The organism is Loigolactobacillus backii (genome assembly GCF_001663675.1).
Taxonomy (GTDB): Bacteria; Bacillota; Bacilli; order Lactobacillales; family Lactobacillaceae; genus Loigolactobacillus; species Loigolactobacillus backii.
This window is the reverse complement of the sequence record NZ_CP014873.1, coordinates 1,252,183-1,271,387: the sequence shown is the minus strand read 5'-3', so window position 1 is coordinate 1,271,387 and position 19,205 is coordinate 1,252,183. Positions and strand designations below refer to the sequence as shown.

At 41.9% G+C, this 19,205-nt stretch carries 16 protein-coding genes; 4 read left to right on the top strand and 12 right to left on the bottom strand.

Features of this window, described 5'->3' with window-relative positions; translation table 11 throughout:
• Positions 1 to 35: 35 nt before the first annotated feature.
• Positions 36 to 347, top strand: coding sequence for a DUF960 domain-containing protein (locus AYR53_RS05495; RefSeq protein ID WP_068225604.1), 312 nt, complete (start codon positions 36 to 38; stop codon positions 345 to 347).
• Positions 348 to 388: 41 nt separating this feature from the next.
• Here AYR53_RS05495 and argF read toward each other — a convergent pair whose 3' ends face one another.
• The 5 genes from argF to argC form a co-directional block, all read right to left on the bottom strand.
• Positions 389 to 1,417, bottom strand: coding sequence for an ornithine carbamoyltransferase (argF, locus tag AYR53_RS05490; protein WP_068225605.1), 1,029 nt, complete (start codon positions 1,415 to 1,417; stop codon positions 389 to 391).
• A 13-nt stretch (positions 1,418 to 1,430) separates the two neighbouring features.
• Positions 1,431 to 2,579, bottom strand: coding sequence for an acetylornithine transaminase (locus AYR53_RS05485; RefSeq protein WP_068225606.1), 1,149 nt, complete (start codon positions 2,577 to 2,579; stop codon positions 1,431 to 1,433).
• Positions 2,580 to 2,722: 143 nt separating this feature from the next.
• Positions 2,723 to 3,469 (bottom strand): acetylglutamate kinase, encoded by a 747-nt coding sequence (gene argB, locus AYR53_RS05480; protein ID WP_068225607.1) that lies wholly within the window; start codon positions 3,467 to 3,469, stop codon positions 2,723 to 2,725.
• 21 nt (positions 3,470 to 3,490) lie between these two features.
• Positions 3,491 to 4,702, bottom strand: coding sequence for a bifunctional glutamate N-acetyltransferase/amino-acid acetyltransferase ArgJ (argJ, locus tag AYR53_RS05475; RefSeq protein ID WP_068281182.1), 1,212 nt, complete (start codon positions 4,700 to 4,702; stop codon positions 3,491 to 3,493).
• Positions 4,703 to 4,732: 30 nt separating this feature from the next.
• Positions 4,733 to 5,761, bottom strand: coding sequence for an N-acetyl-gamma-glutamyl-phosphate reductase (gene argC / locus AYR53_RS05470; RefSeq protein ID WP_068225609.1), 1,029 nt, complete (start codon positions 5,759 to 5,761; stop codon positions 4,733 to 4,735).
• A 239-nt stretch (positions 5,762 to 6,000) separates the two neighbouring features.
• Between argC and AYR53_RS05465 the strand changes: the two genes are divergently transcribed.
• Both AYR53_RS05465 and carB read left to right on the top strand, forming a co-directional pair.
• Complete coding sequence (locus AYR53_RS05465) at positions 6,001 to 7,074, top strand: carbamoyl phosphate synthase small subunit (protein WP_068225610.1); 1,074 nt, start codon at positions 6,001 to 6,003, stop codon at positions 7,072 to 7,074.
• Positions 7,067 to 10,165, top strand: coding sequence for a carbamoyl-phosphate synthase large subunit (carB, locus tag AYR53_RS05460; RefSeq protein ID WP_068281183.1), 3,099 nt, complete (start codon positions 7,067 to 7,069; stop codon positions 10,163 to 10,165). Before AYR53_RS05465 ends, carB begins: the two co-directional genes overlap by 8 nt.
• A 331-nt stretch (positions 10,166 to 10,496) precedes the next feature.
• On the opposite strand, the gene AYR53_RS05455 is transcribed toward carB, so the two are convergent.
• From AYR53_RS05455 to AYR53_RS05425, 7 genes are all read right to left on the bottom strand, one after another.
• The gene (locus AYR53_RS05455; protein ID WP_068225612.1) at positions 10,497 to 10,673 is read right to left on the bottom strand and encodes a CsbD family protein; all 177 of its coding nucleotides are present in this window, start codon (positions 10,671 to 10,673) and stop codon (positions 10,497 to 10,499) included.
• Positions 10,674 to 10,791: 118 nt separating this feature from the next.
• Positions 10,792 to 11,358, bottom strand: coding sequence for a TIGR01440 family protein (locus tag AYR53_RS05450; RefSeq protein ID WP_068225613.1), 567 nt, complete (start codon positions 11,356 to 11,358; stop codon positions 10,792 to 10,794).
• 167 nt (positions 11,359 to 11,525) lie between these two features.
• Positions 11,526 to 13,577 (bottom strand): zinc ribbon domain-containing protein, encoded by a 2,052-nt coding sequence (locus tag AYR53_RS13935; protein WP_068225614.1) that lies wholly within the window; start codon positions 13,575 to 13,577, stop codon positions 11,526 to 11,528.
• Positions 13,578 to 13,786: 209 nt separating this feature from the next.
• The gene (locus AYR53_RS05440) at positions 13,787 to 14,251 is read right to left on the bottom strand and encodes a hypothetical protein (protein ID WP_068225615.1); all 465 of its coding nucleotides are present in this window, start codon (positions 14,249 to 14,251) and stop codon (positions 13,787 to 13,789) included.
• Positions 14,252 to 14,284: 33 nt separating this feature from the next.
• Complete coding sequence (locus AYR53_RS05435) at positions 14,285 to 14,836, bottom strand: SDR family oxidoreductase (protein WP_335625432.1); 552 nt, start codon at positions 14,834 to 14,836, stop codon at positions 14,285 to 14,287.
• A gap of 138 nt (positions 14,837 to 14,974) precedes the next feature.
• A complete protein-coding gene (locus AYR53_RS05430) occupies positions 14,975 to 15,892 on the bottom strand; it encodes a DMT family transporter (protein WP_068225617.1) in 918 nt (305 codons plus the stop codon).
• A gap of 315 nt (positions 15,893 to 16,207) precedes the next feature.
• Positions 16,208 to 17,812: an APC family permease gene (locus AYR53_RS05425; protein WP_068225618.1), complete on the bottom strand. Its 1,605-nt coding sequence runs from the start codon at positions 17,810 to 17,812 to the stop codon at positions 16,208 to 16,210.
• Between the two features lie 167 nt (positions 17,813 to 17,979).
• On the opposite strand from AYR53_RS05425, the gene AYR53_RS05420 reads away from it, so the two are divergent.
• Positions 17,980 to 19,155 carry an IS256 family transposase gene (locus tag AYR53_RS05420; RefSeq protein WP_068223443.1) on the top strand — a complete coding sequence of 392 codons (1,176 nt, stop codon included), beginning with the start codon at positions 17,980 to 17,982 and terminating at the stop codon, positions 19,153 to 19,155.
• The last annotated feature ends 50 nt before the right edge of the window (positions 19,156 to 19,205 follow it).

Sequence of the window (19,205 nt, the reverse complement as noted above, 5' to 3'; positions counted from 1 at the left end):
AGTCAGTGTAATTCACAAAAAAGAAGGTATAGCCAATGTTTGAAAATAATCGGAATCGTTTTGCAACTTACGGTGTTATCGCCCAGATTCCTGGTGAATTAATTGATCAGGTTTGGTCGATTATCGATAATAATCTGCAGGGTATTTTTCCACTTGGTCAAACGCTTGCTTTTCAGTTAACCAATCATAACGGCACGATTAGTTACGATTACATTCAAGACAATGACGTGGTAGCAAGCTTTGACACTGACTTTCCGTCCGATCCTGGTTATCCCGATTTACTGCTGGCCTACGATGATGGTGAAAATCAAACGATTCTATTACCGGATGAAGCCAATAACAACTAAAAAATGCTAGTCGCAAGGTAAAAACCTGTTGACTAGCATTTTTAATTTGCCGAATTAAATAATGTGTCCGGAATAAATAGATTGCCTAAAGTAGCGGCCATGATTGACTTAATCGCGTGTAAACGGTTTTCGGCCTCTTGAAAAACTAATGATTGTGGGCCGTTAAAGACATCATCCGTAATTTCTAACGCCGAGACGTTAAACTGCTCTTCTAACGATTTTCCAACTTCTGTTTGATCGTCGTGGTAGGCCGGCAAGCAGTGTAATAAAATCGTTGTTTTTTTACCCGTTGCGGCCAACAATTTGGCATTAACTTGGTAAGGTAACAGTGCCTTGACCCGTGCGGCAACATCAATTTTTTCACCCATTGAAATCCAAACGTCAGTGTAAATCGCATCGGCACCATTAACTGCAGCCTCAGGATCAGTCGTCAAAGTAATGTCACTCCCACTATCAACGGCGGCCTGTTTAGCCAACGCCACAATTTTCTGGTCTGGTTGTAATTCCTTGGGACTACCAATTCGGATGTTAACCCCTAGTTTGGCTGCGGTAACTAATAACGAGTTGCCCATATTATTACGCCCATCGCCCACGTAGGCCAAGGTTAACCCCTTTAATTGACCAAATTGTTCTTTTAACGTCATGAAATCAGCGATCATCTGCGTTGGGTGCCAAGTATCAGTTAGCCCATTCCAAACGGGAACCCCACTAAAGGTTGCCAACTGTTCAACCGTTTTTTGTGCAAAACCACGGTATTCAATCCCATCAAACATGCTACCCAAAACTTTTGCCGTATCAATCGTGGATTCCTTTTTTCCAAATTGAATATCATTTTTTCCTAAAAATTCTGGGTGCGCCCCTAAATCAGTGGCCGCAACAGTGAACGCCGACCGTGTCCGCGTGGAAGTCTTCTCAAACAACAACGCAATACTCTTGCCCTGCAAATAAGGGTGCGGGATGTGCTGCTTTTTTAGTTGTTTTAAGTGACAGCCAAAATCAATCAAGTAATTTAGCTCGGCGGTCGTGAAATCAATTTCTTTTAAAAAACTTTTATTTTGAAAATGGTTCATAGCACATCTTCCTTTATTTTTGAGTTTTAGAACTTAAAACTTGTTTGATTTTTTGTAGGCCGAACATCAAATCTGTAGAATCCATCACTAATGGTGGCAGTAAACGCAAAGTATTATGTTTCGCCGAAAGTGTCAGCAAACCATTTTGTTGTAGTTCTTCAATAACATCAGCGACGGCAACAGTTTCGTCTAAATGAATCCCAATCATTAGGCCCAAACCTGTAACACTAGTAACTACCGGTAAAGTTAGAATTTCATTTTGTAAAGTCTGCCAAACCTGCGTCGCTTTAGTTTGTACACCTGCTAAAAATTCAGGTGTTAGTTGCTGTAAAACGGCCGTAGCAGCCGCCAAGGCAATTTTATTACCACCAAAAGTTGTTCCGTGACTACCCGGTCCAAACGCCACCGCCAAATTAGATTTACCAATCATTGCGCCAATTGGCAAGCCATTCCCTAATCCTTTAGCCACGGTCACAATATCCGGGTCTAGTTCGTAGTACTGGTAGGCAAAACGTTTGCCAGTTCGCCCGATACCCGTTTGCACTTCGTCAATAATCAATAACACTTGTTGTTCGTGGCAGGCCTTGGCCACCGCCTTTAACCATTGAGCCTTGGCCGCGTAAACGCCACCTTCACCTTGAATAACTTCTAAAATCACTGCCGCCAAATCTGGTTTAATCTGTTCAATCGCTGCAGGATCATTGTAGTCTGCAAAAGAAATTCCGGGTACTAACGGCGCAAAACCAGTTTGAATTGCTGGGTTTCCGGTCAATGACATTGACCCGTATGTCCGCCCGTGAAAACTATTGTTAAAAGATAATACGGCACTTTTACCAGTGAATTTACGCGCGAGCTTTAACGCCGCCTCATTGGCCTCCGTCCCCGAATTACAAAAAAAGACCAGCCGATCCTCAGTTCCAACTAATTGGTGGGCCACCTCATCTTGCAAGTGACTTTCATATAAATTAGAAGTGTGCCAAATCTTCGTTAATTGCTGGGCCACACTTTTTTGAATCAACTCGTTGCTATAACCAAAATTACAAACACCAATCCCACTTGTAAAATCCAAATAGGTTTTATTATTATCATCAGTTAAATGCCAATCCTCACCCGCGACAATATCTAACGGGAAGCGATTATAAGTTGGAAAAACGTACTGCATAGAATTACCTCCTAAATATTCTTATGGGTGTTTTTGTGTCTTACACAAAAATCTTATTATCGTAGGTTGTCCATTCTCCTAGCACAAAAATCGTGCACTGGAAACATGGCACCTAAATATTTTTATACCGCTAAACAGGCCTATTAGTCCGTTGCAACAGTTGTCAGTGTTGTTCCGGCGTGCGCTAGATCGTCGGTAATTAAGGCCTGCGCCACCCCTTTATTTAAGGCCTGAAATGCTGCTTTGATTTTAGGTGCCATCCCCGTCTTAATGATCCGTTTACCCAAAAGTTGTTGTGCCTTTGGCCAGTTCAAATGGGACATCACTTGCCCCTTTGTCATGACTCCTGGTACGTCCGTCATCAACACTAATTTAGTTGCGTTTAGCTGACTGGCAATCTCTGCGGCCGCAAGATCGGCGTTTACGTTCAGCCAATCTCCGGTCTTTGTTTGTGCTAACGGTGCCAAGACAACTATTTGTTTCTGTAATAACTGCCGTAATAATGGCAAATTAACTTGGGTAATTTTTCCAACTTCACCATATAGTGATTGATTGAGTGTTTCACCAACCAACAAGTGCTGATCACTGGCATTCAAACCAATGGCCAGCAAGTTATTAGCACTTAATTTGCTTAATAATTGTGGTTGAATTAGACCTAGCAAAACGGCCTTGGTCACTGCTAAAACGGCCTGATCAGTCACCCGGATACCGTTAATTTTTTTTACTGAAAGGTGCAACTTCTTACTCCACTCCGTAATAATTGGGCCACCACCATGGACAATCAGGATTTGCTTACCCGCTTCACGCCACTGTCGTAGCTGGTTAAAAAAGTTAGCATCAAGTTCATTAATGGCGTTTCCACCAACTTTAATGACAATCGTTTGCGTCATTTCTAATTCCCCCGATATTCGTTAATTATGGTAGCTGGCATTAATTTTGACGTAATTATAAGTCAAATCACAACCCCAGGCCTGGCCACTCGCGACACCATTATGTAGATCAACTTCAATTATGATTTTTGGTTTGGCCAAAGCAAGCTTCATCGCTGTCGGATCAAAATCAACTGCTATACTGCCTTTTACCAATGCCTGCCCATTCATTTGAATGGCGACATTACTAATATCTAATTTGGCGTCCGTCTGCCCAATTGCACCCATAATGCGGCCCCAGTTAGGGTCCTCACCAAAGATGGCGGCCTTGACCAAATTAGAACCGACAATTGCCTTAGCCACTTTTTGACCGTCCGCTTTATCAGCCGCACCGTGAACGTTCACTTCAACTAATTTTGAAGCCCCTTCACCATCGGCCGCAATTTTTTTGGCCAATTCACCTAAAACGTAACTAAAATTAGCCTTAAATTTAGAATAATCTGGGCTATTTGGTACTAACGCTTGATTACCCGCTAACCCATTTGCCAGCGCAACCACCATATCGTTGGTTGACGTGTCACCGTCCACCGTAATTTGGTTAAAGGTCGCATCAACTTGTTGACTAAGCAATTCTTGCAATTGAGTCCCAGAAATTGCGGCATCCGTGGTCACGAAGCCTAACATGGTTGCCATCTTTGGGTGAATCATCCCGGATCCCTTTGCAAAGCCACTGATTGTAACCAACTTACCGGCAATTTTACATTGAACACTGCAAGTCTTCGGTTGTTTATCCGTCGTTAAAATAGCGTTGGTAACAGCCGTTGTTTTAGTGAGTTGTAACTGTTTGATACCTGCTTTAATCAATTTCATCGGCAATGTTTTACCAATTAGGCCCGTAGAAGCAACGCCTATTAGAGCTGGTTTAAGTTCTAATTTGGTGGCCGCTAACTGTTGCATCGCCAATGCGTCCGCCTCGCCTTGGGCTCCTGTACATGAATTAGCGTTAGCGCTATTCATGACAATTGCTTGCAGGACATGCTTGGCATTGATTGTTTGTTTGGTCAGTTTCGTTGGAGCAGCCTGAAATTGATTAGTGGTATAAACACCTGCGGCTTGCGCTGGGACTTTAGAGTACAACCAGCCTAAATCATTTTTCACTTGTCGTAATCCAGCGTTAATGCCATCACTATAAAAGCCTGCTGGCCAGGTAAAATCAATAATCTTCATTTTAGTTTCTTCTTTTATTTCTTGCATCTTGCTTCAATCCTCTCTTAAGTAAAACTGCTAGGGCAATATTGGTGTTTGCGGTAAACCACTCGCTATTGGAAATGAAAATAGTTGATTAAAATTCTGAATTGCTTGCCCGCCTGCACCCTTCAGCAAATTATCAATCACGCTGACGACAAACACTTTTTGCGTAATGGGATTAAAAACGATGCCAATGTCACAAAAATTTGTACCAATAACTTGTTTTAAAGTTGGCAGCTGTTCGGTAAAGACACGAACAAAAGGTTGCTCCTGATAAGTATCCTGAAACGCGTGTTGTAAAGCTTGCGTAGTCACGCCTTGTTTAACTGTGGCGTAGATCGAGCTCATAATCCCGCGGGTAATGGGTAGTAAGGTAGTTGTAAATTGAATGGCCGGCACTTGTGAGTTCCATTCTTGTAGTTGCTGCATAATTTCTGGAATGTGCTGGTGCTGGTTAACTTTATACACTTGTAAGTTCTCATTTGTTTGCGTGAAGTGTGTGTTAGCGGCTAATTTTTTCCCAGCCCCTGAAGTGCCGGATTTAGCGTCAGCAATAATTGAATCTGGTTCAATTAAACCTTGTTGAACTAATGGTGCCAACCCCAACAACGTTGCCGTGGCGTAACACCCTGGATTGGCAATATACGTTTGGCCACTAGCTTGATGAAATTCGGCCAAACCATAATGGGCTCGCTGTAGTGCAGCCTGATCAGGTGCCTCTTTGTGATACCACTTCTTAAAGGAGGAACGACTTCGTAACCGATAATCACCAGAAAGATCAATCACCGGAAAATTGGCGGCAATAAATGTTTTCGCAAGTTCAGTTGTTACCCCTGCTGAAGTTGCAAAAAAGATAACCTGATCAACCGCCATAATTTTTTCAGCGGCAAAAGGTTCAATCATCGCCTGACTACCAATAAACTGGGGTACTGCTGTAGCTAGCGACTGTGCCTTAGCATTCTTATGCCCGTATAGATCAACTTGATTTACTTCTGGATGTTGCTGCAATAACTGATATAAAATCATGCCACTGTATCCCGTGACACCAACTAACGCGACGTGCATAAAAGTCACCTCACCAAGACTTTAAATTAATATTTAATCATTTTTTCTGTATGCCAATTACAATATACCAGTTCCACTTAAAATGCAATACTTTTATATTTTTATTCAAAAAATAGTCATTTTATGGTTATTATTCCGTTTTTAATGAATAAAGTATTGACTATTTATCAAAAATGCCGTTTACTGTTAACAAAGATAATTAAATTTAAATGAATATAAAATGAAAGGTAATGAATTTTATGAAACGATATCTCATTTTAGAAGACGGCACGACATTTGCTGGACAAGCATTCGGCGATTTAACTAAAGAGGTTAGTGGCGAAGTTGTTTTTAATACTGGAATGACTGGCTACCAAGAAGCAATTACCGATCCATCCTATACAAATCAACTAATTACTTTTACTTATCCATTAATTGGTAATTACGGAATCGATCAAAATCGGAGTCAATCATTAAAGGCTACTTGTACGGCGGTGATTGTTCATCAACTTGCCGAACAAAGCTTCCATTATACAAGTCAAGAAAGTTTGGATAACTTTTTGAAGACACAACAAATTCCGGGTATCAGTGGTATTGATACTCGGGCCTTAACCAAACATTTACGGCAGCACGGGACAATGGCGGGAATTTTAAGCAAGCAGGCGCACGTCACAAACTTTGCTAAAGCGGCACAACAAACGCTCACAGAAAAAGAACCAGCTTACCAAACACAGTATTATTCAACTAATCTGGCAAAACATCACGTTGTGTTAATCGATTTTGGCGTAAAACAGGCCATTATTGACAATCTATTGGCCCATGAATGCTCCGTTGATGTTGTTCCTTACGCTAGTGATTTCACAACGATTGCCAATTTAAACCCGGACGGCATTTTACTTTCTAATGGCCCTGCCAATCCCACTGATTATGCAGATAGCCTACCATTAATTCAACAACTACAAACGCATTACCCCCTCGCCGGAATTTGTCTAGGCCATCAATTATTTGCGTTGGCCAACGGTGCAACTACCTATCAATTGAGTTATGGTCATCGCGGGCTTAATCATCCGGTTAAAAACTTAATAACCGGTAAAACGATCATGACGAGTCAAAATCATGGTTACGCTGTCGCTGCCGATTCATTGGCAACTACACCACTGCAAGTGACGCAAGTTGAGGGTAACGATGGCAGCGTTGAAGGACTAAAACACGAAACACTGCCTGCCATTTCCGTTCAGTACCATCCCGAAGCAAATCCAGGTCCAAGTGATGGCAATTCATTCTTTAACCAATTCAACCAACTAATGACGGAAGGAGTTTTGCAGCATGCCTAAGAATCGTACAATTCATAAAATCGTTGTTATCGGCTCTGGGCCAATCATCATTGGTCAGGCTGCAGAATTCGACTACGCTGGCAGTCAAGCCTGCCTTAGCCTAAAGGAAGAAGGTTATGAAGTTGTTTTGATTAACTCCAATCCAGCAACCATCATGACCGATGACGAAATTGCCGATAAGGTCTACCTTGAACCATTAACGCTAGATTCAGTGAGCCAGATTTTGGCCAAAGAAAAACCAGATGCCTTATTACCAACTTTAGGTGGCCAAACAGGTCTCAATCTTGCCGTTGAACTAGATGATGCTGGCGTTTTAGATCGCTACCAAATTCAATTATTGGGTACCAGTTTAAAAACAATTAAGCAGGCAGAGGACCGGAAAGCCTTTAAAGAACTCATGCAAAAACTTCACCAACCAGTTCCGGAAAGCCTGACTGTTCATTCAATTGCGGCCGCCATTACTTTTGCCAACAGCATCCATTATCCAGTCATTGTTCGCCCGGCTTACACTTTAGGCGGCACTGGTGGTGGTATTGCTAATAACCAAGCCGAATTGGCCAAAATAATGCAACGCGGCTTAACACTTTCACCAGTTAATGAATGTCTCGTTGAAAAAAGTATTGCCGGCTACAAAGAAATCGAGTATGAAGTAATGCGCGATAATTTAGGCGACAAAATAGTGGTTTGTAATATGGAAAACATGGACCCCGTTGGCATCCACACAGGTGATTCAATCGTTTTCGCACCTTCGCAAACCTTGACTGATCAAGAATATCAAACATTACGTAAGGCTTCCCTTCAAATTATTGATGCCTTAGATATCAAAGGTGGTTGCAATGTTCAATTGGCGCAGGATCCAACTAGTGCCCAATACTACATTATCGAAGTTAACCCACGAGTCAGCCGTTCGTCAGCACTGGCTTCAAAAGCAACTGGTTATCCAATTGCCAAAATTGCTGCCAAAATCGCCGTTGGTTTGAATTTGAGTGAAATTCAAAATCCAGTAACTAAGACAACTTTTGCGGCCTTTGAACCAGCCCTGGATTACGTAGTCGCCAAAATTCCGCGTTTTCCCTTCGATAAGTTTCCCGATGCCGAACGTACATTAGGCACCCAAATGAAGGCCACTGGCGAAGTCATGGGGATTGGAATTACAATTGAAGAGGCCCTTTTGAAATGCGTTCAATCGTTAGAAATTGACTCTAATTACCAAATTACTCTGCAACCAAAAAAACGACCAACGCACACTGAACTTGTTCAACAACTAAAACACGCAACTGATGTCCGTTTATTTTACTTGTTTAGCGCCCTGCAGGCTGGTTTAGCAATCACTGAAATTCATGCTTTAACCCAAATTGATTTATTCTTTTTAACAAAATTGGACCACATTTACCAACTTCAACAAGCGTTAAAACTTAAACCAACGGCAACTGCCATTGGGCAAGCTAAGCAATTTGGTCTTAGTAATCAAATGCTTGCGGCCGCCAGTGGCTTACCTACTGCAACCATTGAGCAAACACTGGCAACACAATCTTTAAAACCTGTTTATAAAATGGTGGATACTTGCGCCGGTGAATTTGCCAGCACGACGCCCTATTTTTATAGCACCTATTTTGCTAGTGAAAACGAAAGTAAGCCCCTGGGAAATAGTGTTCTTGTTATTGGATCTGGTCCAATTAGAATTGGGCAAGGAATTGAATTTGATTACACAACTGTCCACTGTGTCCAATCAATTCAACAAAATGGCTATAACGCGATTATCATCAATAACAATCCAGAGACCGTTTCAACCGATTTTTCCATTTCCGACAAGCTTTACTTTGAACCATTAACGCTAGAAAGTGTCATGAACGTCATTAAACTGGAGCAGCCCCTTGGTGTTATTGTTCAATTCGGTGGTCAAACTGCCATTAATCTAACGAAAGATCTCGTTAGCAACGGTGTAAAAATTCTTGGCACATCATTAAAGGGAATTGAACAAACTGAAAATCGCAAACAATTTGAACAGCTACTACAATCGCTAGCGATCAAACAGCCGGCCGGGGCAACTGCGACTGACTTAGCGACGGCCCAAAAAATTGCGCAACAAATCGGCTACCCCGTAATGGTTCGGCCCAGTTTCGTGCTTGGGGGCCGGGCAATGGCAATTGTACAAGATGAACAGGCCTTAACGGGTTATTTAAAACGGGCGCTGACCGTTGCTCCAGGGCAGCCAATTCTAATTGACCATTACGTTAAGGGCATTGAGTGTGAAGTCGATATTTTAAGTGACGGTAAACAAGTTTTTATTCCGGGAATTATGGAGCATTTAGAGGGTTCTGGCGTTCATTCTGGCGATTCAATTGCCGTTTACCCCCCACAACGTTTAAGCGCGTCGCAACAAGCGGCAATTGTTGCCACCGCCATTAAAATCGGTGAGCAAGTTCACTGTGTCGGAATGATGAACATTCAATTTATTGCTGCCGATCAACTTTACGTCATTGAAGTTAATCCCCGGGCCAGCCGGACGGTTCCATTCATGAGTAAAGTCACCCACCAACATTTAGCTAAAATTGCAACCAGCTTAATTCTTGGTAAAACACTGACCGACTTACATTTACAACCTGGTTTAGGCAAAACGCCCGAAACAGTGGCGGTCAAAGCACCAGTTTTCTCGTTTATGAAGTTACCAGCAATGAAAACAACCTTAAGTCCAGAAATGAAATCAACTGGTGAAACGATTGGTCAAGGTAAAACCTACCAGCAGACGTTAACCAAGGCACTTTTAGATAGCTATCATTTTAAACCGGCCACGACGGCCAAGATTGTTTTACTAGATACTAGTTTTCAGTCCGATTACGGACTAAAAAAACAACTACTGGCCAAGGAAATGACACCAATTTTAGTTAGTCAACTTCCAGTAGCTGGTTGGCAGACAATTGCACCTACCAAACTAGATTCACTAACAACTGCGGATGTCGCCTTTGTTGGTGCCTGCAACGCCGATGCTACTACGACGGATTCACTGGTTTATTACGCGTTAAGTCACAACCTATCCCTTTTCACCGCTAAAGACACGATAACCGCCGTAACTAATTTAATTGAACACTAATTAACAATTGACTAGGTCGTTATTTAAAAGGGAGACAAAGATCAGTTTTAGGTTCTGTTCTAGAGTAATGTTTTCAAGCCAAAAAGGTAGGGGGTACGACATAAATTATATATGTCGTACCCCCTTTTTTAATCGTAAAACTAAGAGGGGCTGGGACAAAAGTCCTAGCCCTTTCTTGTTTCCGAACATTGCTCTAGAACGTGCGCCAAAAGTCTGGGTTCACTGCGTAACGTAAGCTGATCCAATAACCATAGTACGGTTATTGGATCAGCTTACGTTACGCAGTGAACCCAAAACCGACTTTTGCCCCACTCCCCTTGTTTTTATATGCCTATTTTTTAATATTGTCACCTAAATCGTCGGTCTTTTTCTTTAAGTCATCCGCCGTTTCTTTGGCCTTGCCTTTAGCCTGATCTGCCTTACCCTTGGCCTTTAGCTTCTCATTATTAGTTAAATCGCCAGTCTTTTCCTTGATCTTACCTTTTACTTTATCGAGTTTTCCAGTCATAAAATGACCTCCCTTAATTTATTAACTTAAGTATGACAAATTAAGGAAGGTCGATGCCAGAAATATGCTGACTAAAAACTATCTTTTCAAAGACACTGCTTAAACTCGTAAACCTTATTTAATCAATGCCATGCCACACATATTGTGCCCGTTGTCCACCAACGAGTTTAGGCCGACTGCGTAAATAAGTCACGTGCGCGGCACCAATCTCTTTAATTGAAGTACGAACGGGGATCTGAACAAATTTAACGTGCATTCCGATTGAAGTATCACCGATATCCAATCCTCCGGCGGCAACAATGTGTTCCACTTCTACTGGATCAGCAAAGCGTTCGTACGCCGCCATTTGTGCCGCCCCACCAGCGTGTAATGCTGGTACAACTGTTACTTGATCAAAACCACGTTTTTCGGCCTCTGTCCGCTCCAATAGTAATGAGCGATTGATGTGTTCACACCCCTGAACGGCCAAATGTAAACCACGCTGCTTAAACACCGTCATTAATACATCAATAACGGCCCGGCCAATCGCAATCGACGAATCCTTGCCAATTTGTTGACCGTGAATCTCACTGGTACTGCAGCCAAGTACAAGTAACGAATCCTTAGGAAAATTAGCCTGATCTAAGAATTCAGTTACCCCCTGTACTAATTGCTGGCGAATTTCCGTTAAATCAAAAGTTGCCATTTTGTCACCTCATTAATGAATTTGACTCTATTCTACCATTTAACCGCCAAAATACGTCGCCAGTTAATTACACACTTATTAAAAATGTGCATTTAATTAACTTAAATAGAAAAAAAGTGCTTTAAATCAGGCCTAAGCCTAATTAAACGCACTCTCTCATTCGTTACTTAGCTATTTGCATTATTATCAGCAATCTTTTGTTCAGAGCTCCCAAGGTCAACGATCTTAGTTGTACCGTTAGTTGTTTTCAAATGTGCCGTTGTGTAACGGAAAGTTTGAATTCGAGGTTGCTTACCAGAACTTGCCAAGTAATGGGTTGTATAAGTCACATCAAAATTAACTGTTGCATCAGTCAAAGACTGCGCCTGGACCTGGTTAACCTTAACGGCAAAATCTGTGTAGTCAATATTACTAGTTGGCATCTGTGCTTGTTGAATAAATTTATTCAAGCGTGAATACCAATCAGCACTAGCTCCCTGCGTAAAATAATTAGCCAACTGTTGATTGGTTTGATAACTTTTATTCTGCCCGTGAGTTTCACTGCTAACTGTTTTATAAAGTTGTTCTAAAGAATTTTGCGCTTTAGTTGTTGTTAAAAATTGCGGTAAGGAAGCATCAATTGTCTGGCCGTCACTGTTTTTAGAAATTGTAGCGGCCTTTGACTGATACGTTTTAGAATCCACCGTTTTTTTGACCACCACTTTAAGGTCCGGCTGCCAAGTTAATGAATTCAACTTAAGCTGGCCATTCTTTAGATCACCCTTTTTTTCATTGTTAACGTAAACCTGCCCGTCAGCGACATTACTCTGAATAACCGGCGCCACTGGCTTCAACGTTAAATCGATGGTCTGTGCGTCGGCCGCTAAAAAAGTCGGATAAGCTGTACGTTTCAGTGTTTTATTTTGCGTCTCGCCAGTAACAGTTAGTGTATATTTGCCAGGAATAAACGGCCCAATTTTTTGGACCGTGTTTTCTTTTTTCGCCGTCATATTTTGTCCATCTAGGTAAATCGAAGGTGACGGAATATCAGTCTTAATTAAACGGTAAATTGGTTTAATCTCTAATTGGTATTTATCAAAAATAAACGTCCGACCTGTTTTAACAAAGGATAAGGTTCCATCCGTCGTTTTAGAATCTGTTTTCAGTTGTTTTTTACTAGTAGCCAAATAATTCTTATTAGCCCTTAAATAGCGAACAAAAGGTCGGCTATTACCAAGATTTAGCGTTAAGTTCTTGTTTGAACTAACCATCACGTCACTAACCGTGCTTGGTTTCTCAGTTGCTAAAGCAGTAAAAGTACGGTCCAATTGCGCCTGCCGACTATAGTGTGCTTTTCCCCAAAAGAAAGCAATTAACAAAACGATAATAAGCGCAATCAGCACACCTAACCAAGTTCTTAGCGAGCGCTGCTTTTTCGCATTAGAACTGCGCTGAACCTTTTCTTCAGGATTAGTCTTCTTTTCATTAGTTGTCGGTTTTGACCCTTTTTGGGCGGTTTCTGTGGCAGAAATGGCCTGAGAATCATCCTTAACTGGCTCTGCTGGCTGTTCCAATTTTTTTGCAATCGGCCGCTTAACCGGTGCCTGTGAGTCTTCCGTTGCTTTGGGCTTTACGGTCTTTTTAACCGGCTGATCGGTCTTCAGCGCGGGTGCTTGTTGCGCCTTATCCTCTGCAGCTGAACTACTTGCAATCTTAGCTTGTTCTTGATCGTTTGAAACTGCCCGAACTTGATCAACCAAATCCGAAATATCTTTTGTTTTATCTAAAGCATGCGTTACCCGCCGACTTTCCATTGCCGAACTAGCAACAGATTCCCCTTTTTTCGGGGTTAGCTTAGGTTCCTCAGCGGCAATTTGAGTGCTTGCCGCCTTTAATTTCTTGAAAATTTCTTCAGGATTTTCTTCAGAATTAATTTCTGATAAAATATCGGCCGCTGAAGTTGCAACATTATTAGCTGAATCAGCAGCCTTTTGCTTATCGGTTGCCGCTGTTTGGGTTATTTTTTTCTTTGCCACTTCAGATGCCGGCTTATTATCTGCCGGTTCCCCTGTCGTTTGCTGCCGATAAGCAACTAAATCAAAATGACAGTTGGGACATTTTTGATCAGCAGCAGTGATTGGTGCACCACAGTTAGGGCAAAAGAATTCCCCTGCGCCTAGATCGCCCAAATCAGTCGCAAAAAGGTGCGTATTTAATTTCAAATGTGCCAATCGATTCATTCTGTGACTCCTTCTTCTAGGCCAAAATCCGAAATTTCGTTAACTTATAATTTTTTAAAGCACTGCTATCATTATTTAAAAACCGATTAATTTGTGCTGCTACCGGTCCTTAACCCCGCAATAAACACTGGGTAAATTCAAAAAAATGCTACCTTTAGAATAGCATTATTTAGCCAGCGCTTCAATTTCAATTTTCTTAAGTTTACCAGTTATTCAAGTGCCGCTGGTGCTTCCTGTAATTCAACCAGTTTCTGATTGATTTCAGTTGTAATTTTGGCCTCAATTTCGGTCGGTTTGGCTAAGAATTCAGTCACGGTTGCCATTTCATCGATGCGCATTCCCGATTTGTTTAAGTTTTCGGCGGTCGTAATTAAATATAGCCTAACGGGAACCTCATCTTCACTATTGGTCAATAGTGCAATTTTATCAACTAACTCAAATGGTAAATTGATAATACCAGCCTGTAATTCAATCGTTGCTGGCACTTCAAATGGCAGCATTAATTTAAATTGACTGATTTGATTTTCTTTTAAATTTGAAAGCAAGAATTGGTAACCTGGCGCTAATAATTTAGTCATGTCTTTTTTCAAATCTGCTTGTTTGATTTCAATCTGGTCACTGGTAAATGTTTCTGCCCTGACCTGATCCAAAAAATCCTGTGTCTTAATCTTCATTTTGATTTCCTCCGTATGGCTCGGCCAAACTAACTAAGCCAATGCTTTTAAAATTGGTGTCGCACCGTTAACAACAGTAATAATTTTTTCATTAGCCGGTTTAATCACAAGTTGAACTAATACTTCGGCAACGTCTTCACGGGTAATTGATTTACCCGCCGATTTATCAGGATCAACTGTTACTAGTCCAGTCGCCGGATCATTCGTTAGAGCTCCTGGACGCAAAATTGTATAGTTAAGTTGGCTCCGATTAATTAACCATTCATCGGCGTAATACTTGGCAACATAATACGGTCGAATACCTGATTGCGGCCAAAAAGTACGATCGGCCGTTCCCATTGCACTTACCATTAAATAATGTTTAACTCCAGCAAGTTTTGCCGCCGTCATCGTCTTGACGGCACCATCTAAATCAATATTGAGTGTACCATCATAGCCAGTCTTGCCACCTGAACAGGCCGTAAAGATTACCGTGTCACAATCTGAAAATGCCGCTGCCATTGTTTCTGGTAAATCAAGCAAATCAAACTGCCGACTTTTAACGCCAATTTTCGTAAACAAGGCCGCTTGTTCCGAATCACGAATTCCGGCAATAACATCCTACCCGGCTTGGTGTAACTTAGCAGTTACCATCTGACCAATCTGACCATGAGCACCAACTACAAAGACTGTCATAATCGTTCCTCCTCGTATTATATAAATATAGTTGTTATCTTATGTGAATCAATTATTCTTTTCTTCCAATGAACGCGGTTTGGCAACTGCAAGGATGAAAACTGTACTCAAAATCAGCACTGTTCCAATAATTTCGGCTAAACCAAACTTCAAATGTAAGTATAACACCGAAACGGCGGTTGCAGCTAAGGGTTCAAATGCATCTAGCAACCCAACTGCGGTCGCCGAAATATACTGCAAACTCGCTAAGTAAACAAAGTAGGCTACGACTGACCCTAAAATAACGATAAACCAATAGGCCAACTGACCCCGCCAATCAAGTCGCGGGACATCACGCCAAATTGGCTGACGAAAATTAAACAAAATACCACCAATCGTCATTGACCAACCTGAAACGGCTAGTGAACCATATTGATCCAATAAGCCCTCTGGTAGCAGTACATAGGCAGCCGCGGCAATACCCGTTACAATTCCCCAAAAAAGGGCGGCTGGTGCCACAGTTAATTTGGTCGGGTTACCCCCGCTGACTAATAAGTAAGTGCCAACTAAAGCCGCAATAATAGCAATAACGTCTGGGCGCCGCGGTTGTGTGCGATAACGAAAAGCAATGTAAAGCACGATAAAAATTGGTGATAGAAACTGTAAAATGGTGGCAGTCGCCGCATTACCCACCGCAACTGCTTTATAGTAAACGTATTGCATCGCCGTCATGCCAAAAATCGTGAAAATTAAAAGTTGCATAATTGACCGCCGACTGCGCCAAATACCTAATATTTGGCGACGTTGTGCTGGCCAAAAGCTACCTAGTATCAACAAAATCACGCCGGCAATTAACATTTTAGAGCCAATCAACCAGTCCAAGTTTACTCCATAGTCATCAAATAAAAGCTGTGCAACTGGACCAGCAATCCCCCAAAGGATGGCCCCACCTGAAGCCAACAAAATTCCCTGTGTTTGTCTTCCCATTAACTTACTTACCTTCCTTACTGCTAATTATTCAGTGAAACCAAAGCGTTTAAAAATACCTTTACTAGTTTCTCCCTAGCCAATTTAGTGGAAACATGTTTGAAAAAGCAGATTCCTGCGGTTGCCATGTTTCAACTTGGCGGTCTTTGCCTTAGTTGAATGGACAACGTATGAAGCATCTAGATTATTAGCGAGTTGTGCTAATAATCCTCAATTGCGGAATAGTAGCCACAACAGCCAAATCACCTTTTTCAAAGGTAATTCGTCTGTTTAGGCTAATCCTCAGAATCTAACCGCTTTTTCAAACACTCTCTATTAATCTTCATCTTCTGGCATAATAACTGCTTGATTAACCTTTGCTGCCGCCACCAACTCTGAACTATCCAATCGACTGGCAATGCCCCAGCGGTAAAAGATCAGTGCCACTACCGTGATGGTTAAAAAATCCCACGGATAATGCAACCAATTAATGCCACCAAATCCTTTACTACCAATAAAAGAAACAACGGACAGAAAGGCCAAGTATACGATTAACCACAAGCTTCCTTTCACTTGTTCCCGCCATAACTTCCAGCCATAGCGGTGCTCGTAATAAACGTAAAATGGTAACCCCAACAAAATAACACAGATCACTTCTACAGTTGTGGGCCACATTGCCCAATAAGTTGCCAGACTTGCTAACACAAAGGCAAGTGGTGCCATTACGTGTAGCCATTTTGATTTAAACGGCCGCTTAAAATTAGGCCGCATTTTTCGTAGTGAGATTGCCGTAACTGGTCCGGTTAAATAGGCGATTAAGGTAGAAGTTGAAATGACACTGGCCAAAGTACTCCAATTCCGAAAAACACTAACTAACAGCATACTGACAAAAAGGTCCACCAACATGGCAAAGCGCGGAATTAAGTAACGCCGATTCAAACGGCCTAACCAGCCTGGCATGTGCCTATTTTGCGTCATTGCGGCCAAGGTCCGTGCGGTCGTTGCGGCAAAGGAAACACCAGTTCCAAATGGCGAAACAAAGGCGTCTAGATAAAGTAATAGTGAGAGCCAATATAGCCCTAACATCATCGCCAAATCAGCAAATGGTGATTGAAAATTCAACCCATGCCAGCCAACTCGTGCCAATAAGGAAGGTCGAACACTTCCAATAAAGGTAACCTGCAGTAATGTGTAAATAACTGCGCTAATGGCCAACGAAATGGCAATTCCACGTAAAATATTTTTGTGTGGTCGTTCAATTTCACTTCCCATATTAATTACCGTTTGAAAAGCGTTATACGAAAAGATAATTCCTGAGGCCGTTGTTGCCTCAAAAATGGCCGAACTGCCATAAGGCGCAAAAGTTTGCCAATTATGCCCAAAGTTGCTTGCATGAAAACCGGAAAAAAGCAATAGTAAAATAGTTAAAGTAGGAATCAGCATTTTAAAAATGGCCAGTAAACTAGTAAAACGCGTTAATAGTTTGACTGACCAAAAATTTAGTAATGTGAAAATTAGCATGAAAATAAACACGACTCCAAGACCAGCCGTCGTTACATTTCCCTTGGCCAAAAAATGGTGTGTCCAACTCGCCCACGACCAGGGCCAAGAACTCATATACTGGACGGCCGCAACCGCCTCAATTGGAATAATTGTAACTAATGAAACCCAATTAGCCCACGCTGCAATAAAGCCAAGTAGTGGTCCGTGACTATACTGGGCATAGCGGCTCATCCCTCCACTTTCGGGAAACATCGTACCGAGTTCAACGTAATTAAACGCAATTGTGATAATAACTACTGCGCCGATTATCCAAGAAATAATCGCTGCCGGACCAGCAACACGCGCGGCCTCACCAGAACCAAAAAGCCAGCCGGAACCAATAATTGAGCTTAAGGCCAACATCACCAGCGAAAACAACCCCATCTTTTGCCTTTCCATAATAATTCCCCCGTAAAAAGATATTTACTTATTGTATTCTTTTTTTACAAACAAAAAAAGAGGCCTAGTCTAGGGAGTGTACAATATTTTGTGTAAATAGTAATTGAAAAGGGAAGACCTTCCCCGTATGATTAAATCGCCAAACATAATCAACGGAGGCCTTCCCCATGGATCAGTTTAACAAAGAAATCGCCCAAACACTACTAGCTCAAGGAAATTTAAAGGAGGTTTTTCGTACTCAATTGGAGAAAACAGTCAACAGCCTGCTTCAAGCTGAACTGACCGCAATTTTAGGCTACGATCCATATGATCGCAGTGGCTTCAACAGCGGTAATTCCAGAAACGGACAGTACTTTCGCCAAATAGCTTCCGAGTATGGAAAACTAAATATTTGTGTGCCCCGTGACCGTAATGGTGAATTCAAAGCAGCACTTATTCCATCCTATACGCGCCGGGTTGATGCCCTAGAAGAAATGGTTCTCAAGCTCTACGAAAAAGGGATCACAACACGTGAAATTGCCGATCTCATTGAGAAAATGTATGGATCGCACTACTGCGCAACCACAATCTCAAACATGACCCAGGTCGTCGAAGGGCAAGTTGCGGCTTTTCATAAGCGTCATTTTACTGAGTCAAGCTTCGTTTGTCTCTTCATCGATGCGACTTATCTTCCGCTCAGACGAAAGACGGTTGAACGTGAGGCGGTCCATATCGCGATTGGCATTACAGCAAGCGGTGAGAAACAGATCCTTGATTACCAAATCGCTCCAACTGAGAATGGTGAAGTTTGGTCAGAATTATTAGGTGGACTTGTAAAAAGAGGTATCAGCAACGTCCAACTAGTCATCGCTGACGGAATGGTGGGCCTTGAATCAGCACTTGAAAGAAGCTACCCACAGGCAAAGTTTCAGCGTTGCCTCGTTCATATGAGTCGTAATATTTTCAAAAAAGTACGTGTTAGTGACCGACAGGCCGTTATGTCTGAATTCAAGCAGATCCATCAAGCAACGACCAAATCTGAGGCACAAGCGATTCTGGCCACCTTTATTACACACTGGGCACCTAGCTATTCTAGAATGACGAAGCACTTAGCGGAGACCAAAAATCTGCTTACTTTCTTTGATTTCCCGACAAGTATTAGAGCCTCGATCTACTCAACCAATCTTATTGAATCTTTCAACAAATCAATTAAGCGAAAAACCAAAGTGAAAGAACAATTTCCAAATGAAGCTGCGTTGGATCGTTTCCTAGTCACACAGATGTTGGCCTACAACGATAAGAACTTTGGTAAGTCTCATCGTGGTTTCAAACAATGCCAAGATACATTAGAATCAATGTTTTGAAATTGGTTATTTAATCGTGCGAATAAGAGTTACTCATTTACACAAAATTA